The sequence below is a fragment of the Citrobacter sp. CK199 genome, from assembly GCF_030333285.1.
Taxonomy (GTDB): Bacteria; Pseudomonadota; Gammaproteobacteria; order Enterobacterales; family Enterobacteriaceae; genus Citrobacter_B; species Citrobacter_B koseri.
In genome coordinates this window covers 705,606-719,533 of sequence record NZ_JAOWGF010000024.1, presented here as the reverse complement: position 1 = coordinate 719,533, position 13,928 = coordinate 705,606, and the positions used below count along the sequence as shown (strand labels likewise).

Below are 13,928 nucleotides of genomic sequence, written 5' to 3'. Positions count from 1 at the left end.
CTGAAGGAGAATAAAAACAGGAGTTGCAATGTATATCCTAAGCTGGCAGCCGCCTTATGACTGGTCCTGGATGTTGGGTTTTCTCGCCGCGCGTGCGGTGAGCGGCGTCGAAACGGTTGAACCCGCGCGTTACGTTCGCAGTCTGGCGACGGGAGAACATCGGGGACTGATCGCCGTTGTACCGGAGCACCAGACGCATACGCTGCGCGTAACCCTGAGCGCGGGCTTGTTGCCCGTCGCCGAAGAATGTCTGGCAAAAATTGAACGCCTGTTCGATCTGCGCTGTAACCCCGATCAGATTGCCGACGCGCTCGGCAGTCTGGGGGCTGCGCGACCGGGATTGCGTCTGCCCGGCTCGGTGGATGCCTTCGAACAGGGCGTAAGGGCGATACTCGGGCAACTGGTCAGCGTGGCGATGGCGGCAAAGCTGACGGCGAAAGTCGCCCGTCGTTATGGCGATGTGCTTGCCGACGCGCCGGAGTATGTCTGTTTCCCCACGCCGCAAACGCTGGCGGCGGCGGACCCATTCGCGCTTAAAGCATTGGGGATGCCGCTGAAACGCGCGGAAGCGCTGATCCATCTGGCGCGTGCGACGCTGGATGGAACGTTAGAGACGTCCGCACCGCCGGATATTGCGCTGGGGGTGAAAAACCTGCAAACCTTTCCTGGGATTGGGCGCTGGACGGCCAACTACTTCGCGCTGCGCGGCTGGCAGGCGAAAGATATCTTTTTGCCGGATGATTATCTGATTAAACAGCGGTTTTCGGGAATGACGCCCGCGCAAATCCGCCGTTATGCGGAGCGCTGGAAACCCTGGCGCTCCTACGCGTTGCTGCATATCTGGTATACGGATGGCTGGCAGCCGTCAGTTGATGGCGAAATAACTGGTGTTCAGTAACAGATCCAGCGGCTGGGCATCGGCAATGACGTCACCGTAAATCAGATCGATGCCAATACCGGAAAGCGCATCCATGATCAGCGGCATTTGTACCGGGCCGGCAATGGTTCTGACGCCCAGCCGCTGCGCATGGCTCTGAATAATCGATACCAGCATTTCATCCATTAAATTACCGTGAAGGCTGGCGCAGAGTTCGCTATCAAGCAACAGGTAGTCAGCCATGTGGGCGCTTAAGCAATCGAAAAGCGCCAGGTCACGGTTGACCTGGCTGAGAACAATGCGACAGCCCGCCTGACGCAGTATCTGTATCGCGGGTATGGCCTTATCGGACTCTTGCATCAGGACATATGCGGGGATAACCAGATGCAATAAGCGCGGCGGAAGTGGGCTGCGCTCCAGCTGTTCGAGCAGCTCATCAATGAATGTTGCGCGGCTGAGTCCGGCGGCGGAAAGCGGCAGGGCGATGCTCACCCCCTTACTGGCGACGGTGGATGCCGCGTGCTGGAAAAATGTCTGAAACACGCGACGATCGAGAGCGTGGCTGAGTTCGGGATCGGTTAGCCCTGCGCGGAATGCCTGCTCCTCCATGATTTCGCCGTCGCTGGTCCACAGCCGCAGCGAGATCAGCCAAAAACCGCACGTTTCAGGGATGCGCGGCGACGCGACCCCGCGGGCGATCATCAATAGAGGGTTATCTTTGATTATGCGCCATTGTTCATCCTGAGACGTAACTTCCCGCTCGCTGTGCGCCTGTTCCTGCTGCGCTTCGTACACGGTGACACGTCCCCGACCGTTGTTTTTAGAGGCATAGCAGGCGATATCCGCCTGGGACATCACGTCTGCCGCCCGGCGATTGGCGTTATTGATTAGCGTGATCCCGGCGCTGGCGCCAATGGGGTGTTCACGGTCTTCCCACGTAAAGCGGTATTCATTAATCGCGTTGACGATCCGCGTAGAAATAAAGCGTGCGCTGTCGATATTGCAATCCGGCAGCAGGAGGCCAAATTCGTCCCCGCCCAGGCGGGCCAGCATATCGCTGGAACGCAGCATACTGAGCATTAAGGCGGCCAGTTCGCGAAGCAGCGCATCGCCTGCGGCATGCCCAGCGCTGTCGTTAACGGCTTTAAAGCGGTCTAAATCAATAAAGACCAGCGCATGATGCTGGCGCGTATCGCGTACCGTAAGCAGGATTTCTTTAAGATGGCCTTCAAAACTGACCCGGTTAGCCAGGTGGGTGAGGGCGTCATGAGAGGCGCTGTAGCTGAGCTGGCGCAGCATTTTCCGCGATTCCGTGACGTCCTGAATGACCAGTACGGAGCCGATATTCCCGCCATCCAGCGTACTGAGCGGCGTAATGCTGTAATGAATGTCGTAGCGACCGCCGTTGCGACAGTGAAGCACCACATCCTGCTCAATGGCGGAACGCGACATATCCGCGCTATAGATATTTTCCATCAGCGGGCCGCTATCGCCAAAAGTGATGCGCAATACCGTCAGCAGCGGGATGCCGATCGCATGCTCCTGCTGCCAGCCGCTCATCTTTTCGGCGACAGGGTTCATAAAGGTTACGTTCATATCGACGTCAATACAGACAACCGCTTCCCCGATGGAGTCCAGCGTAATGTGCAGGCGCTCTTTTTCCTGAAACAGCGCCTCGTTAAGCTGCTTGACTTCGGTCATGTCCATGTTGATGCCAAGCAGACGTTCCACGTCGCCGTCTTTATCCAGCACCCGGTTCGCCAGGGCGCGGATATGCCGGATGCCATCTTTTACGCCAATCCTGAATTCGAGCTTAAAGGGGAGACGTGCCGCCAGAGACTCGCGGATGATCTTTTCCGTCGGCGCGCGGTCTTCCGGCAACAGGCAGTCGTGCCAGAGTTGCCAGGTGGGTTTGATATGCGGCGGAACCTCATACAGCTCAAACATGCGCTTATCCCAACTGATCACGTCAGGCCGCAGTTCCCATTCCCAGATGCCGATACCGCCCGCTTCGTTCGCCAGCGTAATCCGCTCCATCAGGCGCTTGTTTACCCGTTCGGTATGTTTCAGGTCGTTGATATCTTCAATTTGCGCAATGAAATAGAGCGGGGTGTTGTCGCTATGGCGAACCAGTGAAACGGCCAGTAATGCCCAGACCACATCGCCGTCGCGGGTGTAATAGCGTTTCTCCATGGAATAGCTGTTGATATCGCCGCGCACCAGCATATTCAGCTGTTCAAGGTCGTTATGCAGATCCTCAGGCCAGGTGAGCTGTTGAAAGGTGAGGGCGCGCAGTTCATCCTGGCTGTAGCCAAGAAACTGACACAATGCCTTGTTGGCCTGTAGCCATTGGCCTTCGGTGCCCACTAACGCCATGCCGATCGCGGAATATTCCATCGCGTTACGAAAGCGTAATTCGCTTTCCGTGATATTTTTTTGTTCCGCCCGAAACGCGTACATCACCATTGTCATGATGTTGACGGGCAGCAGGATCATTAAAAGCGGCAGCCAGGGAACGTTCATCATGGCGTATGTTTTGGGCGTTGACAGCAGTGCCGGGTCGGATGCCAGCATCAGCGACGTCATCATGACGGTGGCGAGGAAGATCAGAAACGCTTCCATACGCGGCAGACGTATCGCGCTCCACATCAGCAGAACGATGATGCAGGTGAAAGGCCACGGAACGTACAGCATAGAGAGCCAGCTTAGCCCCAGCGTTATCGTCAGCGTAAGCAGCGTTTCAAGCAGTAAACGGGGATCGCGATGGCGAAGCAGGTAGTGCGGTTTAAACAGCAAGCCTAATGGCACCAGCGCCAGCGCGCCGATAGACTCGGACAGAATCCAAATCAAAAATGTTTTTACTGGCGTCCCTTCGGGCATCAGCAGCCAGAGCAGCGCGCCTCCCAGTAGCGGTGGAATCACCGCGCTGCCCGTCGCCAGGCGGAGCCAGTCATTCAGATTTTGTAAGGGGTTATACCAGGGCAGTAGCTTACGTAACAGGATTGCGCCGACCACCGCTTCAATAATATTGATCGCCGTCCAGCCAAAATTCAGCGAACCGGCAGGAGAAAAAACGAGTGACGCACTTATGCTGCCGAGGGAACAGACCAGTGCGATCCCCGGCCACATCCGTCCTGCGTGGCGATAAAAACCGACCATCATGATTGACGTCGGGAACCACAGCGGCGCCAGCGGCGTATCGAAACGCGACAGTTCCAGCGAGAAGAGTGTAAAGATAAAGGTGAGCAGACCTAAACTGACGAGACGCAGTAGAGGGTGAGGCAAGGTAACTAAAACATGTTGGGTTTGTTTACTCATTACCACGTTATCCGAATAGCCCTTGCCGTCGCGGAGGGCCCGGACGCGTCAGTTTTCATTCAGGATCATGCTAGTACAAACAATTTACGATTTATACGTCAGCGGCTCATAATTTGACATCTCCGGGGGATTAATTCCGGCATAAACGAATAAATCCGGCAGCTGCTTTAAAAATAAGCATTTTAATTTGCGACAGGGAGAGATGGACGGCAATTTAGCGTTCTGTTATCTCGACTGGTATCGTGCCGCTGAAATCCCTATAATTGCCGCGTTTGACGCTTCGGCGTCGCCCTCCCTAACATCCAGGTTAATCAGGTCGCTAAATTTATGACTGTTCAGTCTCATCAGTGCGTCATTATCGGTATTGCTGGCGCATCGGCTTCCGGCAAGAGTCTTATTGCCAGTACCCTTTATCGCGAATTGCGTGAACAAGTGGGTGATGAACATATCGGCGTTATTCCCGAAGACAGCTATTACAAAGATCAAAGCCATCTGTCGATGGAAGAGCGTGTAAAAACCAACTACGACCATCCTAATGCGATGGATCACAGTTTGCTGTTCCAGCATCTGCAAGCGCTCAAGCGCGGTTCGGCGATTGAATTGCCCGTATACAGCTATGTTGAACATACCCGCATGCAGGAAACCGTTCGCGTCGAGCCCAAAAAAGTCATTATTCTCGAAGGGATTTTGCTGCTGACGGACGCGCGTTTGCGTGAAGAGATGAACTTCTCTATTTTTGTCGATACCCCGCTGGATATCTGCCTGATGCGCCGTATTAAGCGCGACGTCAACGAGCGTGGGCGTTCAATGGATTCGGTGATGGCGCAGTACCAGAAAACCGTACGCCCGATGTTCCTGCAATTTATTGAACCTTCCAAGCAATACGCCGATATTATCGTACCGCGCGGCGGTAAGAACCGCATTGCGATTGATATTCTGAAAGCGAAAATCAGTCAGTTCTTTGAATAAGCCCAGCGAATTGTGTACCGTTCAGTGATAACCTGGTTCGCCCTTGACGCGTTGAACGTTAAGGGCCTGATGCACGAAAGGAGAAAGTGCCATGCGTTTGTGTGACCGAGATATTGAAGCCTGGCTGGATGAAGGCCGCTTGTCGATCAACCCGCGTCCTCCTGTTGAGCGTATTAATGGCGCGACGGTGGATGTGCGCCTTGGCAATAAATTTCGTACATTTCGTGGCCACACGGCTGCGTTTATTGATTTAAGCGGCCCGAAGGATGAGGTCAGCGCTGCGCTGGATCGCGTGATGAGCGATGAAATCGTGCTGGATGAAGGCGACGCGTTTTATCTTCATCCGGGCGAGCTGGCGCTGGCCGTGACCTTTGAGTCCGTCACGCTGCCGCCGGATCTCGTGGGGTGGCTGGATGGCCGTTCCTCGCTGGCGCGTCTTGGGCTGATGGTGCACGTTACCGCGCACCGTATCGATCCCGGCTGGTCCGGTTGCATCGTTCTGGAGTTCTACAACTCCGGGAAATTACCGCTGGCCCTGCGTCCGGGAATGCTGATTGGCGCCCTGAGCTTTGAGCCGCTCTCCGGCCCTGCCGCACGCCCTTATAACCGTCGTCAGGATGCGAAATACCGCGATCAGCAAGGCGCTGTTGCCAGCCGGATTGACAAAGACTGAGTCTGCTCCACTGAGGATAGCATGAGACGATTTCTGACGACGCTGATGATTCTCCTGGTCGTGCTGGTGGCCGGTTTCTCGGCGTTGGTGATGTTGGTGAATCCGAATGATTTCCGCGCGTATATGGTGCAGCAGGTCGCTGCGCGTAGCGGATATCAACTGCAACTGGATGGCCCTCTGCGCTGGCACGTATGGCCTCAACTCAGCATCCTCTCTGGACGGATGGCGCTGACGGCGGAAGGCGCCAGCGAACCCCTGGTTCGGGCCGACAATATGCGCCTGGACGTTGCGCTATGGCCGCTTCTTAGTCATCAGTTGAAGGTTGAACAGGTGATGCTCAAAGGCGCGGTCATCCAGTTGACGCCGCAGACGGAAGCGGCGCGCCGGGAAGACGCGCCTGTTGCGCCAAAAGACAATACGCTGCCGGATGTCCCGGAAGACCGTGGCTGGTCTTTTGATATCAGCAGCTTACGCGTTGCTGACAGCGTGCTGGTGTTCCAGCATGAAGACGACGAGCAAATTACGGTTCGCGATATTCGCCTGCAAATGGAGCAGGATGAACAGCATCGCGGGACGTTTGATTTTTCCGGGCGGGTGAACCGCGATCAGCGCGATCTCTCGCTCTCCTTCAACGGAACGGTCGATGCGTCTGACTATCCGCACAACTTAACGGCCGGTATCGAGCAGCTCAACTGGCAGTTGCAGGGAGCCGATTTACCGAAACAGGGTATTCAGGGCCAGGGGCAATTACAGGCGCAGTGGCAGGAAGGGCAAAAAAGGCTCTCTTTCAGTCAGCTCAGTTTAACCGCCAACGACAGCACCCTGACCGGACAGGCTCAGGTGACGCTGAGCGATGAGCCGGAATGGGCGATCGATCTGCAATTTGGCAAGCTGAATCTGGATAACCTTCTTCCGCGAAATGACGTGGCAAGCACATCCAAAAACGTGGCGCAAACGGGGCAGCAGTCGACGCGGCCGCGGCCGGTTATCGCGTCCCGCGTTGATGAACCCGCTTATCAGGGGCTAAAAGGGTTTTCTGCGGCCCTCTCTCTGCGGGCGGATAACGCGCAGTGGCGTGGCATGGCGTTTACCGACGTGTCGGCGAAAATGACGAATCAGGCCGGTTTGCTGAATATCGTCGAGTTGCAGGGGAAACTCGACGGCGGTGAGATTTCTCTGCCCGGTACGCTGGACGCGAGAGCGGCAAATCCGCGCGCCGTGTTCCAGCCGCGCCTTGAAGATGTGGAAATTGGCACGATTCTGAACGCGTTTGACTATCCCATCGCGCTGACCGGCAAAATGTCGCTGGCGGGTGATTTTTCCGGCGCGGATATTGACGCCCAGGCGTTTCGTCACAGCTGGCAAGGGCAGGCGCATGTTGAAATGCGCGACACGCGTATGGAAGGGATGAACTTCCAGCAACTGGTGCAGCAGGCGGTAACGCGTAGCGGTGGCGATGTGCAGCAATCGCAGCAGAATTTTGATAACGCGACCCGCCTGGATCGCTTTGTCACCGACCTGGCGCTGGATAACGGTAAGCTCACGCTGGGCAGCATGGAAGGGCAGTCTGCAATACTGGCGGTTTCCGGTAATGGCGCGTTGAATCTTGTTGAGCAGACCTGCGACACGCAGTTTAACGTGCGCGTGCTGGGCGGCTGGACAGGTGAAAGCAAGCTGATTGATTTCCTGAAAGAGACGCCGGTTCCGCTGCGCGTATACGGTAAGTGGCAGGCGCTGAATTACAATCTCCAGGTTGACCAGATTCTGCGTAAGCATTTGCAGGATGAAGCAAAACGTCGTCTGAGCGACTGGGCGGATCGTAATAAAGAGACCCGCAACGGTAAAGACGTGAAGAAGCTGCTGGATAAGCTGTAAGCGAATCTGAATGCCGGCTGTGAAAACAGACAGCATGTGTAGGCCGGGTAAGGCGTCAGCCGCCACCCGGCAACACCCTACGCCTGATGGCGCTGCGCTTATCAGGCCTACAACGACACAACCGTAGGCCGGGTAAGGCGTCAGTCGCCACCCGGCATGTCGTTCAGCCTTACACCTCGTAATCTAACTCGTCATCGCTACGTAACGGAATAATCTGCACTTTCTGTACGCGGTGACTCTCAACCTGCAAGGTTTTCAACAGGTAATCTCCCACCTGAACCTCTTCTCCGGTTTTCGGCACGCGTTGCAGGTATTCCATCAACAACCCCGCGATGGTGTGGTACTCGCGTTTCTCATCCAGCGGCAGCGGAACGTACTGCACCAGATCTTCCAGCGGCATATGGCCGTTGGCGGTCCAGGAGCCGTCCGGGTTTTTCTGAATATCGTGACGGGCGTCGATCTCTTCCACTTCGTTCGGCAGATTACCGGCGATGGTTTCCATGACGTCGCTCAGGGTCACGATCCCTTCAACGGAACCAAACTCATCCACGACAAAAGCAAAATGCGTACGGGCGTTACGGAACTGCTCCAGCGCCGGAAGCAGCGGCAGCGTTTCAGGAAACACCAGCGGTTGACGGATCAACGCCCGCAGATCGAGCGGATCGCCGCGCAGCGATTGCTGTAGCAGGTCGATGACATGCACCACGCCAAGCAACTCTTCCTGTTCGTCCTCTCCGGTCACTACCAGACGCGTATGCTGGTTTTTTTCCAGCAGGGCGCGAATTTCCTCTTCAGGCGCGTCGAGATCGATGTGCTCAATATCATGGCGCGAGGTCATGATACTGCTGACGGTGCGCTGGTTGAGGTTCAGCACCCGCTCAATCATCTGCCGCTCTTGCGGGTTGAAAATCTGGTTGTCGTCATGATCCGCCAGCATGGCGGAGGTGTCAGCATCCAGCTCGGCATCCTCCTTTTTCCCGCTGAGCAAACGCATCACCGCTTCGGTGGTGCGCTGGCGCAACGTATGGTTGGCGGATAAGAAGCGACGACGGTTGAAGATCGCCAGCTGGTTCAGCGCTTCAATCATCACCGAGAAGCCGATCGCGGCGTACAGATAGCCTTTCGGAATATGGAAGCCAAACCCTTCCGCTACCAGGCTGAAGCCGATCATCAGCAGGAAGCTGAGGCAGAGGATCACGATGGTCGGGTGGCTGTTCACAAACCGGGTCAGGGATTTACTGGCCAGCAGCATCAGGCTGATGGCGATAATCACCGCCGCCATCATCACCGCAAGGTGTTCGACCATCCCCACGGCGGTAATGACCGAATCGAGGGAGAAGATGGCGTCCAGCACCACAATTTGCGCCACCACGCCCCAGAATTTCGCCCCTTTGCGTTGGGTGGGGTTATCGCTGTCTTTCCCCTCCAGCCGCTCGTTGAGCTCCATCGTGGCTTTAAAGAGCAGGAAGAAACCGCCAAACAGCATAATCAGATCCCGGGCGCTGAAGCTCAGGTCGCGTATGCTAAAGAGAGGCTTCGTCAGCGTGACCAGCCACGATATAGACGCCAGCAACAGCAGGCGCATGATCATCGCTAACAGCAGCCCGGTAATGCGCGCACGATCGCGCTGCGCAGGCGGCAGTTTTTCAGCGAGGATGGCAATAAAGACCAGGTTATCAATGCCGAGGACTAACTCGATGACGATAAGCGTGACGAGTCCGGCCCAGATTGATGGATCGGCAATCCATTCCATAATGAGAATAATACCTTTCGTTATATGACAGTTGTCACAATTCGATCATGGATAAAGCTGGCGCAAAATGCAATGACATAACGTCATTTCTCTTTCTTTTATATCAGGCTTTTATGCTGAAAACGTGGCGGAAAAATAACCATAAAGTTTCCATATGGTACGGTTTTTTTAATGTGGACATATTTCGGAAATATCGCAGGTTTGGCGTTAAATATAGAATTTGTCAACATCAATAAAATCCTAAAATTATAATTTCGCCACGCTTAATATTAATCTTAAAAAGGGTGAAGTACAGGCTTGTTACCTTGCCTGCTATTACGTTAACTGCAACAATTCTTGCAGCATTAATGGTGGGCAACAAAAATATCCTGTCGCCGTCAAGCAGGCCATTACTGAGTAACTTTCTTATTTCCTGTGATGTTTCTCTGTCGCGAAGAAGAGGAAATAAAGAGGATTATAAAAACCTAAATTAATCAGTGTATTGGTAGCTAAAAAGCCAAGGGCGGTAGCGTGTCTGATAACCTGGTGACAAGTCTGAATTATTCTGTCAATAGCCTACGGATGAATCCAAATTTTTTAGGACTGATGCCAGTTAAATTTCTTTTCAATTAACTGCAATGTAAATGTGTACAGGCGAAGTCGCTATTTAAATTGCACGGGATAATTACTCTGCCAAAGTGATAAATAATCAATGATGAAATCCAAAATGAAATTGATGCCATTATTGGTGTCGGTAACCTTGATAAGTGGTTGCACAGTACTTCCGGGCAGCAATATGTCTACGATGGGTAAAGACGTGATCAAACAGCAAGACGCTGACTTTGATCTCGACCGTATGGTGAATGTCTATCCGTTGACGCCGCGTCTGGTGGAGCAATTACGACCACGTCCAAATGTGGCGCAGCCCAATATGTCACTGGACCAGGAGATCTCAAGCTACCAGTACCGCGTCGGCCCAGGCGATGTTTTGAATGTGACGGTCTGGGATCACCCGGAACTGACCACGCCCGCCGGGCAGTACCGCAGCTCCAGTGATACCGGCAACTGGGTTCAACCCGATGGCACCATGTTTTATCCCTACATCGGCAAAGTGACTGTGGTGGGCAAAACGCTGGGTGAAATTCGCAGTGATATTACCGGGCGCTTAGCGAAGTACATTGCTGACCCGCAGGTGGACGTTAATATCGCCGCTTTCCGCTCGCAGAAGGCGTATGTTTCCGGGCAGGTGAATAAATCCGGCCAGCAGGCGATCACCAACGTGCCGCTCACCGTTCTTGATGCCATCAACGCCGCCGGCGGCCTGACCGAAAACGCCGACTGGCGCAACGTCGTGCTGACGCACAATGGCCAGGAGCAGCGAATTTCTTTGCAGGCGCTGATGCAAAACGGCGATCTCAGCCAGAACCGGTTGCTCTACCCCGGCGACATCCTGTTTGTACCGCGTAATGACGATCTGAAAGTCTTCGTGATGGGTGAAGTGAAGAAACAGAGCACCCTCAAAATGGACTTCAGCGGTATGACGCTCACCGAAGCATTGGGTACGGCGGAAGGTATCGACCTGACCACCTCCAATGCCAGCGGCATCTTCGTGATTCGACCGCTGAAAGGCGAGGGCGGACGCAATGGCAAGATCGCCAATATTTATCAGCTTGATATGTCTGATGCCACCTCTCTGGTGATGGCGACGGAGTTCCGACTGCAACCTTACGATGTGGTGTACGTCACGACCGCACCGGTTGCGCGCTGGAACCGTCTGATCAATCAGTTGCTGCCGACCATCAGCGGTGTCCGTTATATGACGGATACGGCCAGCGACATTCATAACTGGTAAACGTCATGTTTAACAAAATCTTAGTTGTTTGCGTGGGGAACATTTGCCGTTCCCCGACGGCAGAGCGCTTGCTGAAAAGTTATCACCCGTCGTTAACGGTGGAGTCCGCCGGGCTGGGCGCGCTGGTGGGAAGGGGCGCCGACCGGTCGGCGGTCAGCGTGGCGGCGGCGCATAACCTCTCTCTTGAAGGTCATTGCGCCCGCCAGATCTCCGGGCGTATGTGCCGGGATTATGACCTGATTCTGGCGATGGAAAAACGCCATATCGCCAGACTGTGCGAAATGGCGCCAGAGATGCGCGGGAAAGTGATGTTGTTCGGCCACTGGGATAGCGAGCGTGAAATACCCGATCCGTATCGCAAAAGTCGCGAGGCGTTTGAAGCGGTGTACACATTACTTGAAAGGTCTGCTCGCCAATGGGCGCAGGCATTGAACGCAGAGCAGGTATAACAATGACAGAAAAAGTAAAACAGCTTGCCGCTCCGGTAACGGGCAGTGATGAAATCGATATCGGTCGCCTGGTGGGAACCGTCATTGAAGCGCGCTGGTGGGTGCTTGGCATTACGGCGGTATTTGCGCTGTGCGCCGTGATTTACACGCTATTCGCCACGCCGATTTACAGCGCCGACGCGCTGGTACAAATCGAGCAAAATACCGGTAACTCGCTGGTGCAGGATATTGGCTCTGCGCTGGCCAATAAACCGCCGGCATCAGAAGCGGAAATTCAGCTGATTCAGTCGCGTCTGGTTCTGGGGAAAACCGTTGACGATCTCGACCTGGATATCTCCGTCACCAAAAACACCTTCCCGCTGTTTGGCGCAGGCTGGGAGCGTCTGATGGGGCGGCAGAATGAGACGGTGAAAGTGACAACGTTCACCCGTCCAAAAGAGATGGGCGAGCAGGTTTTCACGCTTAACGTGCTGAGTGACAAAACCTACGAACTGACCAGCGACGGCGGCTTTAGCGCGCGCGGTCAGGCCGGGCAACTGCTGAGTAAAGACGGCGTGACGATGATGGTGAGCGCTATCCATGCCCGCCCGGACAGTGAATTTACCGTCACTAAATTCTCCACGCTTGGGATGATCAACAATTTGCAAAACAACCTGACCGTGACGGAAAACGGCAAAGATACCGGCGTATTGAGCCTGGCCTTCACCGGTGAAGACAAGGATCAGATCCGCGATATTCTCAACAGCATCACCCGCAACTATCTCGAACAGAACGTTGAGCGGAAATCTGCGGAAGCGGCGAAAAGCCTGGCGTTCCTGGCGAAACAGTTGCCGGAAGTGCGCAGTCGCCTGGACGTCGCGGAAAACAAACTCAACGCCTTCCGTCAGGATAAAGACTCCGTGGACTTACCGCTGGAGGCCAAGGCGGTGCTGGATTCGATGGTGAATATCGACGCTCAGCTTAACGAACTGACCTTCAAAGAGGCGGAAATCTCCAAGCTGTTTACTAAAGCGCATCCGGCTTACCGCACGCTGCTGGAAAAACGTAAAGCGCTGGAAGACGAAAAAGCCAAACTGAACGGGCGGGTGACGGCAATGCCGAAAACGCAGCAGGAAATTGTGCGTCTGACGCGCGACGTCGAATCCGGTCAGCAGGTTTATATGCAACTGCTGAACAAGCAGCAGGAGCTGAAGATCACCGAGGCCAGTACCGTCGGGGATGTGCGTATTGTTGACCCGGCGATTGCCCAGCCGGGCGTGCTGAAGCCGAAAAAAGCGCTGATTATTCTTGGCAGCATTATTCTTGGCCTGATGCTCTCTATCGTCGGCGTGTTGCTGCGTTCGCTGTTTAACCGTGGGATTGAAAGTCCGCAGGTGCTCGAAGAACACGGCATCAGCGTCTATGCCAGCATTCCGCTGTCGGAGTGGCAGAAAGCGCGCGATAACGTCAAAACGATTAAGGGCGTTAAGCGCTACAAACAGAGCCAGTTGCTGGCGGTGGGGAATCCAACCGATCTGGCGATTGAGGCGGTGCGTAGCCTGCGTACCAGTCTGCATTTCGCCATGATGCAGGCGCAAAACAATGTGCTGATGTTGACCGGGGTTAGCCCGTCTATCGGCAAAACCTTTGTCTGCGCCAACCTGGCGGCGGTCATCAGCCAGACCAACAAACGCGTGCTGCTGATCGACTGCGATATGCGTAAAGGCTATACCCACGAGCTGCTGGGCACCAACAACGTGAATGGTCTGTCAGACATTCTGGTGGGCAAAGGGGATATCGCCTCCTGCGCCAAACCCACCTCCATCCCGCATTTCGATCTGGTGCCGCGCGGACAGGTGCCGCCTAACCCGTCGGAACTGCTGATGAGCGAGCGCTTTGGCGAACTGATTGCCTGGGCCAGCGCGCACTATGACCTGGTCTTAATCGATACGCCGCCGATTCTGGCGGTGACCGATGCGGCAATCGTCGGACGGCATGTCGGCACCACGCTGATGGTGGCGCGTTACGCCGTTAACACATTAAAAGAGGTGGAAACCAGCCTGAGCCGCTTTGAGCAGAACGGCATTCCGGTAAAAGGCGTAATCCTCAACTCCATCTTCCGACGGGCGACCGGTTATCAGGATTACGGTTACTACGAGTACGAATACAAGTCGGATTCAAAATAATAAGTCGCCTGATGACGC

The 13,928-nt window shown here is 54.8% G+C and carries 9 protein-coding genes; 7 read left to right on the top strand and 2 right to left on the bottom strand.

The window, feature by feature from the left end:
• Positions 1-28: 28 nt before the first annotated feature.
• Positions 29-898 (top strand): DNA-3-methyladenine glycosylase 2, encoded by an 870-nt coding sequence (gene alkA / locus OGX75_RS07525; protein WP_104868465.1) that lies wholly within the window; start codon positions 29-31, stop codon positions 896-898.
• On the opposite strand, the gene OGX75_RS07520 is transcribed toward alkA, so the two are convergent.
• Positions 866-4,195: a diguanylate cyclase gene (locus tag OGX75_RS07520; RefSeq protein ID WP_286451223.1), complete on the bottom strand. Its 3,330-nt coding sequence runs from the start codon at positions 4,193-4,195 to the stop codon at positions 866-868. The genes alkA and OGX75_RS07520 overlap by 33 nt on opposite strands.
• Before the next feature lie 327 nt (positions 4,196-4,522).
• On the opposite strand from OGX75_RS07520, the gene udk reads away from it, so the two are divergent.
• The 3 genes from udk to asmA all read left to right on the top strand — a co-directional run bounded on the left by udk (position 4,523) and on the right by asmA (position 7,712).
• Positions 4,523-5,164, top strand: a complete 642-nt coding sequence (udk, locus tag OGX75_RS07515) for a uridine kinase (protein ID WP_024130192.1) — start codon at positions 4,523-4,525, stop codon at positions 5,162-5,164.
• A gap of 91 nt (positions 5,165-5,255) precedes the next feature.
• The gene (gene dcd / locus OGX75_RS07510) at positions 5,256-5,837 is read left to right on the top strand and encodes a dCTP deaminase (RefSeq protein WP_012131692.1); all 582 of its coding nucleotides are present in this window, start codon (positions 5,256-5,258) and stop codon (positions 5,835-5,837) included.
• A 21-nt stretch (positions 5,838-5,858) separates the two neighbouring features.
• Positions 5,859-7,712 (top strand): outer membrane assembly protein AsmA, encoded by a 1,854-nt coding sequence (asmA, locus tag OGX75_RS07505; RefSeq protein WP_114647336.1) that lies wholly within the window; start codon positions 5,859-5,861, stop codon positions 7,710-7,712.
• 169 nt (positions 7,713-7,881) lie between these two features.
• Here the strand turns inward: asmA and OGX75_RS07500 are convergent, their stop codons facing one another.
• On the bottom strand, positions 7,882-9,465 hold the full coding sequence (locus tag OGX75_RS07500) for a TerC family protein (protein ID WP_286451224.1): 1,584 nt from the start codon (positions 9,463-9,465) through the stop codon (positions 7,882-7,884).
• 691 nt (positions 9,466-10,156) lie between these two features.
• On the opposite strand from OGX75_RS07500, the gene OGX75_RS07495 reads away from it, so the two are divergent.
• The 3 genes from OGX75_RS07495 to wzc are packed head-to-tail and all read left to right on the top strand — an operon-like array spanning position 10,157 to position 13,910.
• The gene (locus OGX75_RS07495; RefSeq protein WP_012131699.1) at positions 10,157-11,296 is read left to right on the top strand and encodes a polysaccharide export protein; all 1,140 of its coding nucleotides are present in this window, start codon (positions 10,157-10,159) and stop codon (positions 11,294-11,296) included.
• A 5-nt stretch (positions 11,297-11,301) separates the two neighbouring features.
• Entirely contained in the window at positions 11,302-11,745 is a 444-nt protein-coding gene (wzb, locus tag OGX75_RS07490) for a low molecular weight protein-tyrosine-phosphatase Wzb (RefSeq protein ID WP_012131700.1), read from the top strand.
• Between the two features lie 2 nt (positions 11,746-11,747).
• Positions 11,748-13,910, top strand: a complete 2,163-nt coding sequence (gene wzc, locus OGX75_RS07485) for a tyrosine-protein kinase Wzc (RefSeq protein ID WP_012131701.1) — start codon at positions 11,748-11,750, stop codon at positions 13,908-13,910.
• Positions 13,911-13,928 lie beyond the last annotated feature (18 nt).

Excerpts from the sequence above, each read along its gene's own strand:
- alkA (WP_104868465.1), top strand. The coding sequence starts at position 29 with ATGTATATCCTAAGCTGGCAGCCGCCTTATGACTGGTCCTGGATGTTG.
- OGX75_RS07520 (WP_286451223.1), bottom strand. The coding sequence starts at position 4,195 with ATGAGTAAACAAACCCAACATGTTTTAGTTACCTTGCCTCACCCTCTA.
- udk (WP_024130192.1), top strand. The coding sequence starts at position 4,523 with ATGACTGTTCAGTCTCATCAGTGCGTCATTATCGGTATTGCTGGCGCA.
- dcd (WP_012131692.1), top strand. The coding sequence starts at position 5,256 with ATGCGTTTGTGTGACCGAGATATTGAAGCCTGGCTGGATGAAGGCCGC.
- asmA (WP_114647336.1), top strand. The coding sequence starts at position 5,859 with ATGAGACGATTTCTGACGACGCTGATGATTCTCCTGGTCGTGCTGGTG.
- OGX75_RS07500 (WP_286451224.1), bottom strand. The coding sequence starts at position 9,465 with ATGGAATGGATTGCCGATCCATCAATCTGGGCCGGACTCGTCACGCTT.
- OGX75_RS07495 (WP_012131699.1), top strand. The coding sequence starts at position 10,157 with ATGATGAAATCCAAAATGAAATTGATGCCATTATTGGTGTCGGTAACC.
- wzb (WP_012131700.1), top strand. The coding sequence starts at position 11,302 with ATGTTTAACAAAATCTTAGTTGTTTGCGTGGGGAACATTTGCCGTTCC.
- wzc (WP_012131701.1), top strand. The coding sequence starts at position 11,748 with ATGACAGAAAAAGTAAAACAGCTTGCCGCTCCGGTAACGGGCAGTGAT.